Origin of the sequence: Streptomyces sp. A2-16 (genome assembly GCF_018128905.1) — a bacterium.
GTDB lineage: Bacteria > Actinomycetota > Actinomycetes > Streptomycetales > Streptomycetaceae > Streptomyces.
Genome location: NZ_CP063808.1, coordinates 4,709,952 through 4,729,887, shown reverse-complemented (window position 1 = coordinate 4,729,887; position 19,936 = coordinate 4,709,952). Strand labels below are relative to the sequence as shown.

The window sequence follows — 19,936 nt, the reverse complement described above, 5'->3', positions numbered from 1 at the left end:
GCATGCCCGCCTTTCCCACCGCTCTTCCCGCTCCGCGCACTCCGGCCTCGATGGATGCGCCCGTACTGCGCTGGGGCGTTCTGGGCACCGGCTGGATCGCCGAACGCTTCATCGCCTCCGTGCAGCGCCACACCCGCCAGATCTTCACGGCCGTCGCGTCGCGTGACGGCGCCCGTGCCGAGGAGTTCGCGGGCCGCCACGGCATCCCGCACGCCTACGGCTCCTACGAGGAACTGGCAGCCGCGGCGGACGTCGACGTCGTCTACGTCGCCACCGAGCACACCGCCCACCTCGACTGCGCCCGGATCTCCCTCACGGCCGGCAAGCACACGCTCGTGGAGAAGCCGCTCGCGCTCAACGCCTCCCAGGCCTCGGAGATCGCTCGACTCGCCACGGAGCGCGGCCTGTTCTGCGCCGAGGCGTTGTGGACCTTCTTCCTGCCCAGATTCGACGTCGTACGGCAGATCCTCGACGCCGGTGTCCTGGGTGGCATCCGCACCGTGCTGGCCGACCACGGCGAGCATTTCGCGGGCGGCCACCGCATTCTCCGCACCGATCTGGCCGGCGGGCCCCTCCTCGACCTGGGCACGTACCCGATCTCCTTCGCCGTGGCGGTCCTCGGCGAGCCGGTGGAGGTGCGGGCTTTCGCCCAGCCCCACCCGGCGGGCGTCAACGGCCAGACCGCCGCCCTCCTCCGCGACGCGGACGGCGGCCAGGGCATCGTCCACACCACGCTGTTCAGCGACACGCCCACCACGGCCACGGTCGCCGGAACCCACGCGACCCTGAGCCTGCCGGGCCCCTTCTACCAACCCGGCGAGGTGCTCCTCACCCCGGCGGGCGGCGGGACACCGCTGTCGTACGGCGAAGCGCGCACCGCACATGACGCCCTGCACTTCGAGGCGGCGGAGGTGGCCCGGTGCATCGGCGCCGGACGGCTCCAGACGCCGCTCCGGCCGCTGGAGGACTCCGTGTCCACACTTCGGGCGATGGACGAGATCCGCCGACTGTGCGGTATCTCCTGGCCCGGCGAGGACTCAGGAGCAGTCTGGGGAGAGGCGGCACCCCAGCCCCCACCGGCGGCCTGACCGCCGCTCGCCGTCAGCGCTTCGCCGGCGGCCCGCTGGTCCCCCGTACCACCAGCTTCGGCTCCACCACGGCCTCCCGCGGCTCGCGTTGAGGATCCTCCAGCCGTTCCACCGCGAAGCGGACGGCGTGCTCTGCCATGAGTCCCGCGTCCTGGCGCACGGTGGTCAGCCCGATCGGCATCAGGTGGGAGAGATGGCTGTCGTCGTAGCCGACCACGGACATGTCGCGCGGAACCTCGACGCCCGCGCGGGTCAGGGACATCAACAGGCCCATCGCGCTGCGGTCGTTGCCCGCGAGGACCGCGGACGGCAGCGGGTGCCCCTCCTCGCGCTCCGTCAGCAGCAGACGCCCGGTCTCGATGCCGGACTGCTCGGTGTGCTCGCCGGGGATGACGCATTCCTCGGCCTCCAGGCCATGGCGGCGCATCGCCGCCCGGTAGGCGCGCCGCCGTTCGGCCGAGCCGGGGCCGCGGCCGCCGTCGACGTGCACGATCCTGCGGTGTCCGAGCTCCACGAGGTGGTCCATCGCCTGGCGCACCCCCTTGCCCTCGGCGGAGTGCACGAAGTCCACGTGCGCGTGCGCGACCCTGCGGCTGACGGAGACCGCGACCGTACGGCGTCCCAGCTCGGCCAGGAAGTCGGGTTCGGCGAAGGAGCCGAGCACGATCACCGCCTCGCAGCGGTGACTGAGCAGCGCCTCCACGGCCTTCTCCTCGCTGCGGCCCGAAGTGGCGCCGGAGAGCAGGACCTCGTAGCCGAGCCGCTCGGCCTCGGGGTAGATCCCCTCGATCAGGTTGGTGTGGAAGGTCTGCTGGACGGTGAACATCACGCCGAGCGTGCGGCTGCGGCCACGCGCCAGCAGCCGGGCCGCGCTGTCGGGCCGGTAGCCGATCTCGTCGGCGACCCGCAGCACCCGCTGCCGGGTCTCCTCGCTCGCGCCCGGCTGATGGCGGAACACGATCGAGACGAGCGCCCGCGAGACGCCCGCCTTCTCGGCGACGTCCGCCATCGTGGGCCGCTGCTTGCCCGATGCATCCACCGTGAACCCACCTTCCGACGCCGTCCACCCTAGCGGTGATCAAGAAATCTTCCGGCAACAACCTATTGACATGACATTCGGACTGGGGTCATCGTACTCGCACTAGAGCGCGCTAGTAGAGCGCGGCAGGAACTCACCCGCGACAGCTCCCCGGAGTCCTCACCGGCGTCCGCGGAACGAAGGGAAACCAGCGTTATGCCGTTCGAAGTGCTGACCATGGGCCGCGTGGGAGTGGATGTGTACCCGCTCCAGACAGGCGTGGGACTGGCCGAGGTCACCTCGTTCGGCAAGTACCTGGGCGGCAGCCCCACCAACGTCGCGGTGGCCGCGGCGCGCTACGGACGTACGGCCGCGGTGATCACGAAGACCGGCCGGGACCCGTTCGGCGGCTTCGTGCGCACCGCACTGGCCGGCTACGGCGTCGACAGCCGCTTCGTCGGTACGTCGGACATCGCGCCGACCCCGGTGACGTTCTGCGAGATCTTCCCGCCGGACGACTTCCCGCTGTACTTCTACCGCCTGCCCAAGGCGCCCGACCTGGACATCGCCGCCGGCGAACTGGACCTGGACGCGGTCCGGGACGCGGCGGTCTTCTGGATGACGGGCACCGGGCTGAGCGAGGAGCCCAGCCGCTCGGCCACGCTGGCCGCGCTGGAGCACCGGGCGAAGGCCGGCACGACGGTGTTCGACCTGGACTGGCGGCCCATGTTCTGGGCCGACCCCGCCCGGGCGCGGACGTACTACGCCCAGGCGCTGCGGCACAGCACGGTGGCGGTCGGCAATCTCGACGAGTGCGAGGTCGCCACGGGCGAGCGCGAACCCTACGCCGCCGCGAACGCCCTGCTGGCCGCGGGCGTGGAACTCGCGGTGGTGAAGCAGGGCCCGAAGGGCGTACTGGCCATGGACCGCAGCGGAGCGGTCGCCGAGATCCCCCCGATGCCGGTCGACGTGGTCAACGGCCTCGGCGCCGGCGACGCCTTCGGCGGGGCCCTGTGCCACGGCCTGCTCTCCGGCTGGGACATGGGCCGCACGGTGTCCTTCGCCAACGCCGCCGGTGCCCTCGTCGCCGGCCGTCTGTCCTGCTCGGACGCCATGCCGACCGAGGCCGAAGTCAACACCAAGCTCGATGAGGTGACCCGTGCAGTCTGAGAAGCTGAGCCGGATCGTGTCCGCCCGCGTGGGCGACCCCGGCGCCGTCGAGGCCGCCGCAGCCCGCCGTATCAGGGCCACCTCGCTGCTGGGCGAGCACGGCAAGGCGATGATCATCGCGGCGGACCATCCGGCCCGGGGCGCGAACGGTGTCGGCTCCGACCCGACCGCCATGGCCGACCGCTTCGAGCTCCTCGACCGGCTGTGCACCGCCCTGGAACGCCCGGGGGTGACGGGGGTATTGGCCACCGCCGACATTCTCGAGGACCTCCTGCTGCTCGGCGTCCTCGACGGCAAGAGCGTCTTCGGTTCCATGAACCGGGCGGGCCTGGCCGGGTCGGTGTTCGAGATCGATGACCGGTTCACCGGCTACGACGCCGCCACGATCGCCGCGATGGGCTTCGACGGCGGCAAGATGCTCACCCGCATCGCGCTCGACGACCCGGCCACCCCGGCCGCCCTGTCCGCGACCGCGCGGGCCGTCAACGAACTCAACGACCGTCGACTCATCGCCATGGTCGAGCCGTTCATGTCGGCGTGGCAGGACGGCACGATCCGCAACGACCTGTCGACGGACGCTGTCGTCAAGTCCGTCACGATCGCGTCCGGGCTGGGCCGGCGTACCGCCTACACCTGGCTCAAGCTGCCGGTCGTCGCCGACATGGAGCGCGTCCTGGCCTCCTCGACCCTCCCGGCGCTGCTGCTGGGTGGTGAGGTGACCGACCCGCAGGCGGCGTTCGCCTCCTGGGGCAAGGCGCTCAAGCAGCCCACCGCGCAGGGCCTGGTCGTGGGCCGTTCCCTGCTCTATCCGGCGGGCGGCGACGTGGCCGGAGCCGTCGACAAGGCGGTGAGCCTGCTGTGAGCGACACCAGCAAGTACCACCTGCCCAGGGGCACTGCGGCCGACGGGCCCTACGACCTCCTGGTCACGCCCGAGTCGGCGGGCTGGGGATACTCCGGCCTGAGGATCCTGACCCTCAAGCCGGGCGAGGCACACGCCGTGTCCACCGGCGACTCCGAGTTCCTGGTCCTGCCGCTGACGGGCTCCTGCACCGTCACCACGGACGGCAGCGTCTTCGAACTCATCGGTCGGACCGGCGTGTTCGCCTCGGTCACCGACTTCGCCTATCTGCCTCCCGAGACGGAGGCCCTGATCGGCAGCGCACAGGGAGGTCTGTTCGCGCTGCCCTCCGCCCGTACCGAGCGGAGCTCACTCTCCGCCCGGTACGGGCCCAAGGAGGACGTGCCCATCGAGCTCCGCGGCGCCGGGGCGTGTTCGAGGCAGGTCAACAACTACTGCCTGCCCGGCACCTTCGACGCCGAGCAGCTGCTGGTCTGCGAGGTGCTCACACCCGGCGGCAACTGGTCGTCGTATCCGCCGCACAAGCACGACGAGGCACGGCCCGGCCAGGAGTCGGAGCTGGAGGAGATCTATTACTTCCAGGTCGCGGGGGACGGGAACGGCTTCGGCTACCAGCGGGTGTACGGGACCACCGAGCGGCCGATCGACGTGCTGGCCGAGGTGCGTTCCGGGGACGCGGTGCTGATCCCGCACGGCTGGCACGGACCGTCCATCGCCGCGCCCGGCTACGACCTCTACTACCTCAACGTCATGGCCGGCCCCGGCCAGGACCGCGCCTGGCTGATCTGCGACGACCCCGCCCACGGCTGGGTCCGCACCACCTGGGAGTCCCAGGAGATCGATGACCGGCTTCCCTTCGAAGGACTCACGCAGCGATGAACACCGTCCGGCTCACCACCGCGCAGGCTCTGGTGCGCTTCCTCGCGAACCAGTACAGCGAGCGCGACGGCCAGGAGCAGCGCCTCATCCCCGGGGTGTGGGGCATCTTCGGGCACGGCAACGTGGCCGGCATCGGCCAGGCGCTGCTGCAAGCGGCCACGACCGGCGAGGCCGACCTGCCCTACTACCTCGCCCGCAACGAACAGGGCATGGTCCACGCCTCCGTCGCCTACGCGAAAATGCGCGACCGGCTGGCCACCTTCGCCTGCAGCGCCTCCACCGGCCCCGGCTCCACCAACATGATCACCGGCGCGGCACTGGCCACCACCAACCGGCTGCCGGTCCTGCTGCTGCCGTCCGACATGTTCGCCACCCGCGCCGCCGACCCGGTGCTGCAACAGCTGGAGGACACCCGCGGCGGCGACGTCACCGTCAACGACGCCTTCCGCGCGGTCTCCAAGTACTTCGACCGCATCTCGCGCCCCGAGCAGCTCATCCCGGCCGCCCTTGCGGCGATGCGGGTGCTGACCGACCCGGTCGAGACCGGTGCCGTCACCCTCGCGCTGCCGCAGGACGTGCAGGCCGAGGCGCACGACTGGCCGGTGGCCTTCTTCCGGCGGCGGGTGTGGCACGTGGGCCGCCCGGTGCCGGAGCCGGCCGCCGTCGAGCGGGCCGCCCGTCTGCTGCGCGGCGCCCGCAAGCCGCTCATCGTGGCCGGTGGGGGTGCCGTGTACTCCGGCGCGGAGACCGCGCTGCGGGCGTTCGCGGAAGCCACCGGCATCCCGGTCGCCGACACCCACGCCGGCAAGGGCGCCGTCCCCTGGGACCACCCGTGCGCGGTCGGGGGCATCGGCTCGACGGGGTCGTACGCTGCGAACGAGCTCGCGAAGGAAGCCGATGTCGTCCTCGGCATCGGCACCCGCTACTCCGACTTCACCACCGCCAGCCACACCGTCTTCGCCCACCCGGACGTCACCTTCGTCAACCTCAACGTGGCCCGCCTGGACGCCGTCAAACACTCGGCGGAGCCGCTGGTCGCCGACGCCCGCCTCGGCATCCAGGCCCTCGCCGGTGCGCTCACGGATTGGGAGGTCGACCCCTCGTACCGCGAGCGCACCCGCCACCTGATCGCCCGCACCAGGGAGATCGAGGACCGGTGCTTCACCATCGGCCACGGACCGCTGCCCGCCCAGACCGAGATTCTCGGCGCGCTCAACTCCGTGCTGGACGACCGCGCTGTGGTCATCAACGCGGCCGGCTCCATGCCCGGCGACCTCCAGCAGCTGTGGCGTGCGCGCGACCCCAAGGCGTACCACGTCGAGTACGCCTACTCCTGCATGGGCTACGAGGTCGCGGCCGGCGTCGGCGCCAAGATGGCCGATCCCTCCCGCGAGGTCGTCGTGCTGGTCGGTGACGGCTCGTATCTGATGATGGCGCAGGAGATCGTGACCATGGTCTCCGAAGGCCTGAAGGTCATCATCGTCCTGGTCCAGAACCACGGCTTCGCCTCCATCGGCGCCCTGTCCGAGTCACTCGGCTCACAGCGGTTCGGCACCAAGTACCGCTTCCGCAACGGCGATTCAGGACAGCTCGACGGCGACGTGCTGCCCGTCGACCTGGCCGCGAACGCCTCCTCCCTGGGCGCGGACATCCTGCACGCCACGTCGGTGGAGGAGTTCCGGGCGGCGCTGGAGAAGGCCAAGGCCGCCACCCGCACCACCGTCGTGCACGTCGAGACCGACCTCTACGGGCCCAACCCGCCCGGCCACGGCTGGTGGGACGTCCCGGTCAGCCAGACCTCCGCCCTGGAGTCCACTCGCAGCGCGTACGAGACCTACGCCGCCCACAAGAAGACCCAGCGCCACTACCTGTAAGTCCCGTCCCCGCAAAGGAAACCCGCACCGTGAAGACCATCGAGCACTGGATCAACGGCTCCCCCACCCCGGGCTCCGCCTCCGACACCCAGCCGGTGTTCAACCCGGCCACCGGACAGGAGCAGGCCCAGGTCGTCCTCGGCGGCACCGCCGACGTCGACACGGCGGTCCAGGCGGCCTCCCGCGCCTTCGAGACCTGGTCGGAGTCGTCCCTCAGCCGACGCACCCAGGTCATGTTCGCCTTCCGCCAGCTGCTGGTGGAGCACGAGGAGGAGCTGGCCCGGGTCATCTCCGCCGAGCACGGCAAGACGGTCGACGACGCCCGCGGCGAGATCACCCGCGGCCGCGAGGTCGTGGAATTCGCCTGCGGCCTCGGCGACGTCCTCAAGGGCAGCTTCTCCGACCAGGTCTCGCGCGGCGTGGACGTGCACAACTTCCGCCAGCCGCTCGGCGTAGTGGCGGGCATCACCCCGTTCAACTTCCCCGCGATGGTGCCGCTGTGGATGCACCCCATGGCCATCGCCACCGGCAACACCTTCATCCTGAAGCCGAGTGAGCGCGACCCGTCGGCCGCGAACTTCGTCGCCGAGCTGTACAAGAAGGCCGGACTGCCCGACGGTGTCTTCAACGTGGTGCACGGCGGCAAGGACGCCGTCGACGCGATCCTCACCCATCCCGGCATCAAGGCCGTCTCCTTCGTCGGATCGACGCCGATCGCCAAGTACGTGCACGAGCAGGCCACTTCGCACGACAAGCGGGTCCAGGCCCTCGGCGGCGCCAAGAACCACGCCGTCGTTCTCCCCGACGCCGACCTGGAATTCGCCGCCAACCACATCACCGCCGGCGCCTACGGCTCCGCCGGCGAGCGCTGCATGGCCGTCTCCGTGGCCGTCGCGGTCGGCGACGCCGCGGACGGGCTGGTCGAGATCCTGGAGCGCAAGGCCCGCGAGGTGAAGGTCGGTCCCGGTGACGTGCCCGGCACGGAGATGGGCCCCCTGGTCACCAAGGCCGCCCAGGAGCGCGTCGAGAACGCGGTCGGCACCGCCGCCGCCCAGGGCGCCACCGTGGTCGTCGACGGGCGTGGGCTCAAGGTCGACGGCCACGAGGACGGCTTCTTCACCGGCCCGTCCTTGCTCGACCACGTCACCGCCGAGATGGACGCCTACAAGGAGGAGTTGTTCGGGCCGGTCCTGGCCGTCGTGCGCGCCCAGTCCCTCGACGAAGCGATCGCGTTGATCAACGCCAACCCCTACGGCAACGGCACCGCCCTGTTCACCGCCTCCGGCGAGGCCGCCCGCCGATTCCAGCGCACCATCCACGTCGGCATGATCGGCATCAACGTCCCCGTGCCCGTCCCGATGTCGTACTACTCCTTCGGCGGCTGGAAGGACTCCCTCATCGGCGACAACCCCATCCACGGCCCCGAGGGCATCCGCTTCTACACCCGCCCCAAGGTCGTCACCACCCGCTGGCCCGAGCAGACCCACAACATCGCCGCCGGCTTCGACTTCCCCACCTCCAACTGACCCACGCTCCCTCCCCCCGAAGGACACGCCATGGCAACGGCGCCATCCCCGCTCCGCACCACCGCCGGCAACCTGTGCCTGGGCTCCGCCCCCGACTCCTGGGGCATCTGGTTCCCCGAGGACGAGCACCAGGTGCCGTACACCCGCTTCCTCGACGAGCTGGCCACGGCCGGATACCAGTGGCTGGAGCTCGGCCCCTACGGCTACCTCCCCACCGACCCGCAGCGGCTCAAGGACGAACTCGACGCCCGCGGCCTGCAGGTCTCCGGCGGCACCGCCTTCGGCGCACTGCACCGGCCGGAAGCCTGGGACGACATGCTCGCCCACGTCCGCCAGATCGCCACGCTGACAGCCGCCGCGGGCGCCCACCACCTGGTCCTGATCCCGCCGATGTACCGCGATGAGAAGACCGGCGCGTTCACCGAGTCACCCGAGCTGACCGCCGAACAGTGGGCGGGCTTCGGCAAGGCCGCCGACCGGCTCGGCAGACTGCTGCTCGACGAGTACGACATACGCCTCGTCATCCACCCGCACGCCGACAGCCACATCCAGACCCAGCCCGAGATCGAACGGCTGCTGAACGAGTCCGACCCCCGCTACACCAACCTCTGCCTGGACACCGGGCACGTGGCCTACGGCGGCGGCGACAACCTCGACCTCATCCGCCGCTTCGGCGAACGCGTCGGCTACGTCCACATCAAGCAGATGGACCCCGCCGTGCTCGCCCAAGTGGCCGCCGAGGACCTCTCCTTCGGCGAGGCCGTCCAGCGCGGCGTCTGTGTGTCACCCCCGGCCGGTGTGCCGAACCCGGCCGACGTGGTGACCGAACTGGCAAAGCTGGCTGCCGAGTTGTTCGTGATCGTCGAGCAGGACCTGTACCCGTGCGCTCCCGAGGTGCCGCTGCCCATCGCGGTCAGCACGCGTGAGCATCTGGCGGGATGCGGGCTGACGGGCACCCGGCGCCCGAACCTCGACCGGTAGGGGGTGGCCATGGACGTCAGGGACGACGCGACTCACGCCCCCACCCGCACGAACGACGCCCCGCCCGCCGTCTCCCGGCGGCTGCGCGTCATCACCGTCATCGCCACCTTCGGCGGCCTGCTCTTCGGCTACGACACCGGCGTCATCAACGGCGCCCTGCCCTACATGACCGACGATCTCGGTCTGACCGCGGTCACCGAAGGCATGGTCACCAGCTCCCTGCTCCTCGGCGCGGCGCTGGGCGCGATCACCGGCGGCCGCCTGTCGGACGCGCGCGGACGACGCCGTACGATCCTCACCCTCGCCGTGATCTTCTTCGTCGGCGCGCTGGGCTGCACGCTCGCGCCGAACGTCGCGGTCATGGTGGTGGCCCGGTTCGTGCTCGGCCTCGCGGTCGGCGGCGCCTCGGTGACCGTGCCCGTCTACCTCGCGGAGGTCTCCCCCGCCGAGCGGCGCGGCGCACTGGTCACCCGCAACGAACTCATGATCGTCAGCGGGCAGTTGCTGGCCTTCACCTCGAACGCGGTCATCGCCCAGGTCGGAGGTGAGTCCGGCGGAGTGTGGCGCTGGATGCTCGTGCTCGCCACCGTCCCGGCCGTGGTGCTGTGGTTCGGCATGCTGGTGATGCCGGAGAGCCCACGCTGGCTGGCCTCCCAGACCCGCTTCACCGAGGCGCTCGACGTGCTCAAGCAGGTGCGCTCCCAGCAGCGGGCCGAGGCCGAGCTCGCCGAGGTGTCCGCGCTCGCCGTGAAGGAGGAGCAGGAGAAGCTCGGTGGCTGGCAGGACATGCGGTCCACGCCATGGCTGCGCAAGCTGATGTTCGTCGGCTTCGGCATCGCGATCGTGCAGCAGATCACCGGCGTCAACACGATCATGTACTACGGCACCCAGATCCTCACCGACGCCGGCTTCGCCGCCGACAGCGCGCTGACCGCGAACATCGCCAACGGCGTCATCTCGGTACTGGCCACCTTCGTCGGCATCTGGCTGCTGGGCCGGGTACCCCGTCGGCCGATGCTGATGACCGGTCAGATCGGCACCACGTCAGCCCTGTTGCTGATCGGGGTGTTCTCGCTGGTGCTGCCGTCCGGCGACGGACGGGCGTACGCCGTGCTCGCGATGACGGTCACCTTCCTCGCCTTCCAGCAGGGCGCGATCTCCCCGGTGACCTGGCTGATGCTCTCCGAGATCTTCCCGATGCGGATGCGCGGCTTCGGCATGGGCGTGGCCGCGGTGGTGCTGTGGCTGACCAACTTCGTGATCGGCCTGGTCTTCCCGTCCCTCGTCTCCGGGATCGGAATCTCCAACACCTTCTTCCTCTTCGTCGTGGCAGGCGTCTTCTCGCTCGCCTTCGTCAAGCTCTACGTCCCGGAGACCAAGGGCCGCACCCTCGAAACCCTCGAAGCCGAACTCCGGGCGCGCTTCTCCCAGCCGGACCCAGTTAGGAAACGATCATGACTGTACGTGTAGGTGTCATCGGCGCCGGCTGGATCGGCAAGGAGCACATCCGCCGTCTCACCGACACCGTCACCGGCGCCCGGGTCACCGCGGTGACCGACATCGACGCCGCCCGCGCCGCGGAGGCAGCGGCGCCGGTCGGCGCCCGAGTGCTGCCCGACGGCGCCGCCCTGATCGCCGCGGACGACGTCGACGCCGTGCTCGTGACGTCCTGGGGTCCGACCCACGCGGAGCACGTGCTGAACGCGATAGCCGCCGGGAAGCCGGTGTTCTGCGAGAAGCCCCTCGCCACGACCGCCGAGGACTGCCTGAGGATCGTCGAGGCCGAGGTCGCGCACGGCCGCCGACTGGTCCAGGTCGGCTTCATGCGCCGCTACGACACCGGCTACCGGCAGATGAAGCAGGTCATCGAATCCGGCCGGATCGGCGAACCGCTGATCGTGCACTGCGCCCACCGCAACCCGACCGTCCCCGAGTCGTACACGTCCTCCATGGCTGCCCTGGACACGGCCGTACACGAGGTGGACGTGCTGCGCTGGCTCCTGGACGACGAGATCGTCTCCACGCAGGTGCTCACCCCGCGCGCCACGAGCAAGCGGTTCGCGCACCTCAAGGACCCCCAGATCATGCTCTTCGAGACCGCCAAGGGTGTCCGGATCGACCTGGAGGTCTTCGTCAACTGCCAGTACGGATACGACATCCAGTGCGAGGCCGTCGGCGAGGAGGGCCTGGTCCGGCTGCCGGATCCGGCAGCCGTCGGTGTCCGCGTCGCCGCCCAGCACAGCACCGAGGTGCTCACGGACTGGGTGGGCCGCTTCGCGGACGCCTTCGACACCGAGTTCCGGGAGTGGGTCGCGGGAGTCGCCGCCGGTGACGAGCCCACGGGCCCCTCGGCCTGGGACGGCTACGCCGCCACCGTCATCACCGCCGCGACCGTCGAGGCCCTGGAGTCGGGCCGCGTCGTCGCCACCGACCTCAAGCCCCGACCCGCCTTCTACGGAGGTGCCGCGTGAAGATCGCCCTCGACCCGTACATGTTCCGTGCTCTGCCGATCGACGACATGGTGCGCACGGTGGCCGAACTCGGCTACGAGTACATCGAGTTGTCGCCACGCGACGACTTCATGCCGTTCTTCCTGCACCCGCGGGCGGACGACGAGCGCATCACGGAGCTGAAGAACGCCCTGCGCACGCACGGCGTGAAGCTGTCCTCCGTGCTGCCGCTGTACAAGTGGTCGTCGCCCGACGAGACCGAGCGACAGGCGGCCGTCCGCTACTGGAAGCGCATGATCGAGATCACCGCGGACCTCGAATGCCCCCTGATGAACTCGGAGTTCAACGGCCGGCCCGAACGCGCCGCCGAGAGCGAAGCCGCGTTCTGGCGCTCACTGGAGGAACTGCTCCCGCTGTTCGAGCGCGAAGGCATCGCCCTCAACCTGGAGGCCCACCCCGACGACTTCTGCGAGGAGAACACCCCCGCCGTCGACCTGGTCCGCGCCATCAACAAGCCGTGGGTCAACTACCTCTACTGCGCCCCGCACTCCTTCCACCTCTCCGGCGCGGACCCGACGGCGGACATCGCCGCGATGATGCACTACGCCGGCGACAAGCTCCAGCACGTCCACATCGCCGACTCCTTCAACCACAAGGGCTCCAGCGGCCTGCGCTACATCCTCAACCCGCCCGGCACCACGGCTCGTATCCACCAACACCTCGACATCGGCCAGGGCGAAGTCGACTGGGACACCTTCTTCGGCACTCTGCGCGAGCTGGACTTCGACGGCGTGGCCACGGCCTGCGTCTTCGCCTGGGAGGAACGGGCCCGCGAGTCCTCGGCGTTCATGCTCGACCGCATCACCAAGGAACTCGCGGCGTAGTCGTTGCGGTCTTTCCCCCGCCCCCGCCCTGTCGCGAGCCGTGGGCGGGCGGCGGCGGATCCGTCCGGCCGACCGGGCTCGCCTTGATCACCAGGGGGCGTCTGCGAGTGCCGGTCGTGGCCCCCGGGAGGGGAGCCCTGCCGCCGGAGTGGAGGGGGCGGTCGTGTCGCCGGTCCCCGCCCGCGCCGGCGTTCGCCCTGGGGATCGCCTGTGCCGGCTCGTTGCGGGGTCTTCCGCGCGTTCCGAGTCGGGGTGCCGGTAAGAACCATGTCCGTGGCACCGGCAGCAAGCGGAGAGCGCCTACTTCAGCCGGGAAGCGATCGCGCAGGCGGCCGAGCCCAAGGAACTGGTCGTCATCGACGGTGCCACCCATATCGACCTGTACGACAAGGACGAATACGTCACCCCCGCCGTCGCCAAGCTCACCGAGTTCTTCGGCAAGCACCTGGCGGGGTGACCGCCCTCCACTCCGGACCCGGCCCGCGGAGCGGGCCCGTTCCCGCGCGGTCGAACCAGGGAAGGCCCCCGGCTTGCGCAGGACCGCTCCCCGGTCGTCCCCTCCGTCGACCCGGAAGCCGGAATCCCCGTCCCCGGCACCACCACCGGTCCCCCGGCTCCGCCGGCACACCGACGACATCGAACAGGTCCGCGTCCCGTACTCCTTCTCTGAACCAACGAGGGTGTCCCGTGATCAGGTGACGGGACGGTCAGCCAGGAGGGAAGCGCCGGAATGGCTCCGGAGCACGGGCGCACGGCCCAAGTGTTAGGTTCCTGCCCGTGTTGGAACACCAGGACGAGACCAGGGCGGCCTACGACGGGGTCGTCGAGCTCTATGCGTCGATGTTCACCAGTCGGTTGGAGACGAGGCCGTTCGCGCGGAACATGATCGGCACCTTCGCGGAGCTCGTGCGTGCCACGGGGAACCTGCGGGTAGCCGACGTCGGATGCGGCCCCGGTCATCTGACGGCCATGCTGCACGACTTGGGGCTGGACGCGTTCGGGCTCGACCTCTCGCCCGCCATGGTTGCCCACGCTCGGCGGGCCCAGCCGGTGCTGCGGTTCGACGAAGCACGAATGGAGGCCCTGCCGGTCGAGGACGGTGCACTTGGCGGAGTGCTGGCCCACTACTCGATGATCCATACCCCACCTGGGGAATTGCCCGCGCTGCTCGCCGAGCAGGTGCGTGTCCTGGCACCAGAGGGCCTGCTCCTGGTGTCCTTCTTCGGGATGACCGAGGGATCTGAGCCGGTCCGCTTCGACCACAAGGTGACGCCCGCCTACAACTGGCCGGTGGACCGGTTCGCCGAACTGCTGGCCGAAGCCGGACTCGTCACGTTCGCCCGGCTGCTCCACGACCCGGAGTCCGAGCGAGGCTTCCTCGACACCCACTTGCTGGCCCGCCGCCCTCAGAGCGTGCCCCTGGCCTAGGCCGCGTATCGAGTCGTGATCATCGGGTGGTCATGGTGCGGTCTTTGATCCAAATCATCGAGGCGTGCAGGTGGAGACCGGTGAGGTAGCTGTCGGGAGTCTTGTCGTATCGGGTGTCTCACCGTCTGGGGCGGGTGAGGCACGTGGAGCCGACGTGAGCCGACCGGTGCACCGACGTCCGGGCAGGGACTCATGGGACATGGGCCGGCACCCGGCTCAGGTGGCGGGGAGGATACGGCGCGTTTCGTAGGCCCACATCGCGATCTCGACCCGGTTGCGGGCGTTGAGTTTGGCCATCAGGCTGGCCAGATGCGTCTTCACGGTGCTGAGGCTGATGTGCAGCACATCGGCGATCTCGGTGTTGGTCAGCCCGCGGGCGACGGCGAGGAGCACCTGCTCCTCGCGGGCGGTGACGGGGGAGACCGGCTGGGCCACGGGCCGGCCGGCGGGCAGGTCCGCGAACGCCTGGAGCAGACGGACGGTGACGCTGGGCGCGATGAGCGCCTCACCGTCGGACGCCGACCGTACGGCCTGGGCCAGAAGGTCCGGTCCCGTGTCCTTGAGGAGGAATCCTCGGGCGCCGGCACGCAGTGAGCCGTAGACGTACTCGTCGAGGTCGAACGTGGTGATGACAACCACGGCCAGCGGGTCGGCGACGTCCGGGCCGGCGATCAGCCGGGTGGCCTCCAGCCCGTCGAGTACGGGCATGCGGATGTCGAACAGGCAGACGTCGGGGCGTAGTTCGCGGGCCAGACGTACCGCTTCCCGCCCGTCGGCGGCCTCGCCGACCACCTCGATGTCGGGCTGGGCGTTGAGCATGATCCGCAACCCGGTGCGGATGATCGTCTGGTCGTCAGCGACGAGGACGCGAATGGACACGGCTCTCGTTCCTCGCTCTCGGCAGTTCGGCTTCGACGTGCCAGCCCCGGTCGGTACCCGGGCCGGCTCGTAGTGTGCCGCCGAGCAGGGTCGCGCGCTCGCGCAGTCCGGTAAGTCCGTATCCGTCGCGACCCCGGCCGGTGCGCCGGCCGTTGTCGTGCACGCTCACCCGTACCGTGTGCCGTTCCGCGGTGACCCGAACGACGAGCTCGGTCGCGTCGACCGCATGGCGCAGCGCGTTGGTCACCGACTCCTGCACGATCCGGTAGACGGCCGCGTCCACGGCCGGGGGCAGCGCGTCCAGTTCGCCGTCGAGCCCCAGGTCGACCCTGAGGCGACCACCCGGGGTGCTCACCAGGCGCTCCAGATCCGCGACTCCGGCAGGGGGCGCCAGCTCGGCGCCGACCCCGCGGTCGCGCAGCGCGGCGACCATGGCGCGCATTTCCTCCAGCGTGCGCGCCCCTTCCTCCTCGACCTCCTCCAGCGCCTTGACGGCGGCGGACGGGTCAGCGCCAGCGAGCACTCCGCCCGCCTGCGCGATGATCACCATGGCCGACACGTGGTGGGCCACCGTGTCGTGCAGTTCCCGGGCGAGTTGCTCGCGCTCGCGGGATCGCACCTGCTCCACCTGCCGCTCGCGAGCGGTCACCCAGAACCGCACGGCGGCCCCGAACACGCCGGGCAGCAGCAGGAAGACCAAGCCCGCGACGTTCTCGACGACCGGCGTGTCGTCCGTGACGGAACACAGCACGCCGGTCGCGAGGATCACCGCGCCGCCCAGCACGATCTCGCGTCCCGATCCCCACCGGGGCAGCGCGTACACCAGCACGAGCACGACCAGGCCGGTGTAGAGGCCGACGGGCTCGCGCGGGGCGGCGACCAGCGAGGCCACCTGAAGCAGGCTCAGCGAGCCGAACGCCAGCGTGACCATCGCCAGGGGGCGGGTGCGGCGCCACAAGGGCAGCAGGCACAGCCATACGGCGAACACCACCGCCACCGGCCGCCACACGACGTTCTCGCGCAGGGCGGCCTCCAGCACCACACCGCTCAGGCCCGCGGCGAGCAGAGCCCAGTCCCGCCACACCCGGGCGGGCGCGTCGGGCGGCCGGGGTTCGGTCCACAGGGTTCGCAGGTCTTCTCGCAGCACGGTTCTCAGCCTAGGGACCGTGGCGTGCCGCGCATCGGCCGAAAGGACGGTTCGTCACTCCGCCCCGGGGCCGACGGATCCGCGGCCCGCGGGCCGATGCCGCGGAGCGCCGTGGCGACGAGCCTCGGGATCGGCGGCCGTACAAGGACGGCCGACGAGGTGGTTGGAGGACCCGATGCTGTCAAATGCCCTGTTGCGCCTGGGCGCAAGCGCCGCCCGCCATCCCTGGCGGGTGATCGCGGCATGGCTGGTCGCCGCCACGCTCGCCGTCCTCGCCGCCGTCGCCTTCGGCGGGCGGACCACGGACTCGATGACCGCTCCGGGACTGGACTCCCAACAGGCCGCGCAACTGATCGAGAGGGCCGGCACCGGCCAGGAGGGGATGACCGCCCAAGTGGTCGTCACCCCCCTCGACGGCGCTGCGACGTTCTTCGACCACGGCGGCGCGCGCACCGCTCTGGCGCGGCTGCAGACCGAGGTGCGGCAGCTGCCGCACGTGCTCGGCACGAACGACCCGGCGGGGGCACTCGACGCACCCGGGGACACCGCCGTGCGCGGCGGCCTTGTCTCGGCCGACGGGCGGATCGCGGTCGTCCGGGTGCAGTACCCCGACCAGAGCCGGCTGTCGGCCGAAGACCTCGACGCCCTCGTCGGTCTCGGCGACCGGCTGCGCGCCGAGCTGCCGCTGCGCATCGAGATGGGCGGGAACCTCTTCTACGCCTTCTCCGACCCCGACGGCGGCGCGAGCGAGCTGATCGGCCTCCTCGCCGCGGCCGCGATCCTGTTCCTGGCGTTCGGTTCGCTCGTCGCCGCCGCGCTGCCGATCGGCATGGCGGTCTTCGCACTGACCGTCGGGGTCGCCACGATGACGGTACTGGCGGGGGTCACGGACGTCCCCACCTTCGCACCGGTCCTGGGCAGCATGGTCGGGCTCGGAGTGGGCATCGACTACGCGCTGTTCGTGCTCGCCAGGCACCGGGAGTACCTCGCGCGCGGGCTCGATCCGCACGAGGCGGCCGGACGAGCGGTGGCCACGGCGGGGCGGCCCGTGGTCTTCGCCGGCGGCACCGTCGTCGTGTCGATCCTCGGCCTGGCGGTCGCGAACGTGCCGTTCATGACGGTGGGCGGGCTTGCCGTCTCGATCGTCGTCCTGATCATGGTGCTCGCGTCGGTGACGCTGCTGCCGGCCTTCCTCGGAGCGGCCGGCCCGCGTCTGGGCCGGGCCGGCCGGATCGGCCGGGCTCTTCGGGCCGGGCGGCTCTTCCGACGGCAGGGCGCGGCGCCGGACGCCGTCCCCGCCGCCGGATGGCGGCGCTGGATCGGGCACGTCAGCCGGCACCCGGTGCCGTACGCGGTCGGCGCGGCGGGACTGCTGCTGACCGCGACGCTGCCCGTGCTCGGCCTGCGCGTCGGCCTGCCCGACGACGGCTCACTGCCCCACAGCCGTACCGAGCGCCGGGCCTACGACCTCGTCGCCGAGGGGTTCGGCCCGGGCACCAACGGTCCCCTCGTCATCGCCGCGGACCCCACCGGTGATCCGGGCGTGCTGGACCGACTCGTCGGGGCGGTAGCGGCGGATCCGGGCATCGCATCCGTCGCGCCGACGCACATCGATCGGGCCACCGGCATCGCGACCCTCGTGGTGTTCCCGACCACCAGCCCTCAGGACAAGGCCACGACCGACACCATCGCCCGGCTGCGCACCGACGTGCTGCCCACGGCGATCGGGCACGGCCCGGCCAGGGCCCACGTCGGCGGCGCCGCCGCGAGCCTGTCCGACGTGGGCCGACGCACCAGTGAGCGCCTGCCCGTGTTCGTCGCCGCCGTGCTGGCGATGTCGTTCCTGCTGCTGATGCTGGTCTTCCGCTCGATACTCGTACCGCTCAAGGCGGTCCTGCTGAATCTGCTGAGCATCGGCGCGGCCTACGGCATCATGGTCGCGGTCTTCCAGTGGGGCTGGGGAGGCTCGCTCATCGGGCTGGAAGCGACGGTTCCGATCGTGTCGTTCATCCCGATGTTCCTCTTCGCCATCCTGTTCGGCCTGTCGATGGACTACGAGGTGTTCCTCCTCTCCCGCGTACGCGAGGAGTACCTGCGCACCGGCGACAACGGCACGGCGATCGTCGAGGGCGTCTCGCGCACGGCCCGGATCATCACCTCGGCCGCCCTCATCATGGTGGCGGTCTTCCTGTCCTTCGCCGTCGCCGACGACCCCTCCACCAAAATGTTCGGGCTCGGCCTGGCCACCGCGATCTTCATCGACGCCACGGTCGTACGCATGGTGCTGGTACCGGCGACCATGACACTCCTCGGCCGGACCAACTGGTGGCTGCCGAAGTGGCTGGACCGGATGCTTCCCCGCGGCCCGGTCGGCACCGACGACACCGACGCGGAATCCACGGATGAGGCCCCGCGTCCACGGCTGGTTGACCGTTGACTCAGTTCCTGCCCGCCCTTGGCGTCCGGCACTTCAGCCCGTCACCCAGGCCGTGTTGGAGGCGCGTGGGACTGTGTGCGGTGCGAGGTTGGCCCGGGCGACGCTCAGGTGGCCGGTGCGGTGGAGGGCGGGGCCGTCGTCCCCCGGACCACGAGGTGTGGAGCGACCACCTGTTCGCCGGTACCGGTGTCGCGACCGTCCAGGCGCGCGATGGCCCGGTCCACGGCGAGGTGCGCGAGGCGGGGGATGTCCTGCCCGACGGTGGTGAGGTCGATATGGGCCAGGCGGGCCAGATGGCTGTCGTCGAAGCCGACGACGGAGATGGCGCCGGGGACGGGAATGCCGCTGCGGAGGAAGACATCGAGGACACCGGTCGCGCAGCGGTCGTTGAAGGCGAGGACCGCAGTGGGGCGCGGGTGGGAGGCGGCGAGAACCTGGGCGGCCTCGGCGCCCTCTGCCTCGGTGAGGCCCCCGGGCACGACGCGGATGTGCTCGGTGAGACCGTGGCGGCTCATGGCGGTGCGGTAGCCGCGTCGCCGGTCGGCTGCGCCGGGGGCCTTGCCGCCGTCGATGTGGGCGATGGCGCGGTGGCCCAGCGCCACGAGGTGGTCGACCGCCTGGCGGGCGCCCTTGTCGTCGGCGGTCCGTACGACCTCCAGGCCGGGGACGGGTGGCCGCAGGTGGCGGGCCACAGAGACGACCGGCAATTGCCCGGCGAGCTCCGTCAGCCGTGAGGCGGGGGCCTGTGGGCCTAGCAGGATCAGCGCCTCGCAGCGGTCGTCGAGCAGGGTTTCGACGGCACGCTGCTCACCCCGTCCGGCGCTCACGGCGCTCAGCGCGATCTGGTATCCGGCTGGTTCGGCGGTGGCGTAGATGCCCTCCACCAGGTCGGCGTGGAACGGATGCTGGAGGCCGAACTGCACGCCGAGCAGGTGGGAGCGGTGACTGCGCAGCAGTCTCGCCCGGGCGTCCGGGCGGTAGCCGATCTCCCGCGCGGCCTCCAGGACACGCTCGCGGGTGGCGGCGCCGGCCCCCTTCGCCCCGCGCATCACGATGGAGGCCAGCGCGGTGGACACACCTGCCCGCGTCGCCAGGTCGGCGAGCGTCGGCCGCTTCCCGTCCGGGACCGCCGGGGTCGCAGGCATACTGTCCTCTCCTGGTCGGTCTCGTCTGCTGGGGACCGATTGTAGAACGTTCCATTTGGGCGTTGCTTCAGGAGGGGGCTCGGCAACGGCACGGTGACGTGAGAGGTACTACCCTGGCGGCGGCCGCTCGGGCTGGAGAAGGCGCCGCCGAGGCGGCGTGCGTGTGCTC

Annotated in this window: 16 protein-coding genes; 12 read left to right on the top strand and 4 right to left on the bottom strand. The window is 71.0% G+C overall.

The genetic code is table 11. The features are described from left to right. Positions 1–2: 2 nt before the first annotated feature. Positions 3–1,088 (top strand): Gfo/Idh/MocA family oxidoreductase, encoded by a 1,086-nt coding sequence (locus IOD14_RS21220; RefSeq protein WP_212671153.1) that lies wholly within the window; start codon positions 3–5, stop codon positions 1,086–1,088. A gap of 13 nt (positions 1,089–1,101) precedes the next feature. Here IOD14_RS21220 and IOD14_RS21215 read toward each other — a convergent pair whose 3' ends face one another. Then, positions 1,102–2,097, bottom strand: coding sequence for a LacI family DNA-binding transcriptional regulator (locus tag IOD14_RS21215; RefSeq protein ID WP_212673345.1), 996 nt, complete (start codon positions 2,095–2,097; stop codon positions 1,102–1,104). A gap of 225 nt (positions 2,098–2,322) precedes the next feature. Here IOD14_RS21215 and iolC point away from each other — a divergent pair, with 225 nt between their 5' ends. The 10 genes from iolC to IOD14_RS21165 all read left to right on the top strand — a co-directional run bounded on the left by iolC (position 2,323) and on the right by IOD14_RS21165 (position 14,159). Beyond that, a complete protein-coding gene (gene iolC, locus IOD14_RS21210) occupies positions 2,323–3,276 on the top strand; it encodes a 5-dehydro-2-deoxygluconokinase (RefSeq protein WP_123993014.1) in 954 nt (317 codons plus the stop codon). After that, positions 3,266–4,138: an aldolase gene (locus tag IOD14_RS21205; protein ID WP_123993015.1), complete on the top strand. Its 873-nt coding sequence runs from the start codon at positions 3,266–3,268 to the stop codon at positions 4,136–4,138. Before iolC ends, IOD14_RS21205 begins: the two co-directional genes overlap by 11 nt. Further along, the gene (iolB, locus tag IOD14_RS21200) at positions 4,135–5,016 is read left to right on the top strand and encodes a 5-deoxy-glucuronate isomerase (RefSeq protein ID WP_212671152.1); all 882 of its coding nucleotides are present in this window, start codon (positions 4,135–4,137) and stop codon (positions 5,014–5,016) included. The genes IOD14_RS21205 and iolB overlap by 4 nt, the downstream gene beginning before the upstream one ends. Further along, the gene (iolD, locus tag IOD14_RS21195; protein WP_212671151.1) at positions 5,013–6,890 is read left to right on the top strand and encodes a 3D-(3,5/4)-trihydroxycyclohexane-1,2-dione acylhydrolase (decyclizing); all 1,878 of its coding nucleotides are present in this window, start codon (positions 5,013–5,015) and stop codon (positions 6,888–6,890) included. The genes iolB and iolD overlap by 4 nt, the downstream gene beginning before the upstream one ends. 29 nt (positions 6,891–6,919) lie before the next feature. Continuing rightward, on the top strand, positions 6,920–8,416 hold the full coding sequence (locus IOD14_RS21190) for a CoA-acylating methylmalonate-semialdehyde dehydrogenase (RefSeq protein ID WP_212671150.1): 1,497 nt from the start codon (positions 6,920–6,922) through the stop codon (positions 8,414–8,416). A gap of 30 nt (positions 8,417–8,446) precedes the next feature. Further along, positions 8,447–9,397 (top strand): TIM barrel protein, encoded by a 951-nt coding sequence (locus IOD14_RS21185; RefSeq protein ID WP_212671149.1) that lies wholly within the window; start codon positions 8,447–8,449, stop codon positions 9,395–9,397. Positions 9,398–9,406: 9 nt separating this feature from the next. After that, positions 9,407–10,855, top strand: coding sequence for a sugar porter family MFS transporter (locus IOD14_RS21180; protein WP_123993019.1), 1,449 nt, complete (start codon positions 9,407–9,409; stop codon positions 10,853–10,855). Next, positions 10,852–11,868: a Gfo/Idh/MocA family oxidoreductase gene (locus IOD14_RS21175; RefSeq protein WP_212671148.1), complete on the top strand. Its 1,017-nt coding sequence runs from the start codon at positions 10,852–10,854 to the stop codon at positions 11,866–11,868. Before IOD14_RS21180 ends, IOD14_RS21175 begins: the two co-directional genes overlap by 4 nt. Then, complete coding sequence (locus IOD14_RS21170) at positions 11,865–12,731, top strand: sugar phosphate isomerase/epimerase (protein WP_212671147.1); 867 nt, start codon at positions 11,865–11,867, stop codon at positions 12,729–12,731. Before IOD14_RS21175 ends, IOD14_RS21170 begins: the two co-directional genes overlap by 4 nt. 777 nt (positions 12,732–13,508) lie before the next feature. Next, entirely contained in the window at positions 13,509–14,159 is a 651-nt protein-coding gene (locus IOD14_RS21165; protein ID WP_212671146.1) for a class I SAM-dependent methyltransferase, read from the top strand. A 216-nt stretch (positions 14,160–14,375) separates the two neighbouring features. Here IOD14_RS21165 and IOD14_RS21160 read toward each other — a convergent pair whose 3' ends face one another. Together IOD14_RS21160 and IOD14_RS21155 are read right to left on the bottom strand one after the other, a co-directional pair. Beyond that, the gene (locus tag IOD14_RS21160) at positions 14,376–15,038 is read right to left on the bottom strand and encodes a response regulator transcription factor (RefSeq protein WP_212671145.1); all 663 of its coding nucleotides are present in this window, start codon (positions 15,036–15,038) and stop codon (positions 14,376–14,378) included. After that, positions 15,013–16,185 carry a histidine kinase gene (locus tag IOD14_RS21155; RefSeq protein ID WP_212671144.1) on the bottom strand — a complete coding sequence of 391 codons (1,173 nt, stop codon included), beginning with the start codon at positions 16,183–16,185 and terminating at the stop codon, positions 15,013–15,015. The genes IOD14_RS21160 and IOD14_RS21155 overlap by 26 nt, the downstream gene beginning before the upstream one ends. Positions 16,186–16,360: 175 nt before the next feature. Here IOD14_RS21155 and IOD14_RS21150 point away from each other — a divergent pair, with 175 nt between their 5' ends. Then, entirely contained in the window at positions 16,361–18,622 is a 2,262-nt protein-coding gene (locus IOD14_RS21150) for an MMPL family transporter (protein WP_212671143.1), read from the top strand. 104 nt (positions 18,623–18,726) lie between these two features. Here IOD14_RS21150 and IOD14_RS21145 read toward each other — a convergent pair whose 3' ends face one another. Continuing rightward, positions 18,727–19,767: a LacI family DNA-binding transcriptional regulator gene (locus IOD14_RS21145; protein ID WP_212671142.1), complete on the bottom strand. Its 1,041-nt coding sequence runs from the start codon at positions 19,765–19,767 to the stop codon at positions 18,727–18,729. Between the last annotated feature and the right edge of the window lie 169 nt (positions 19,768–19,936).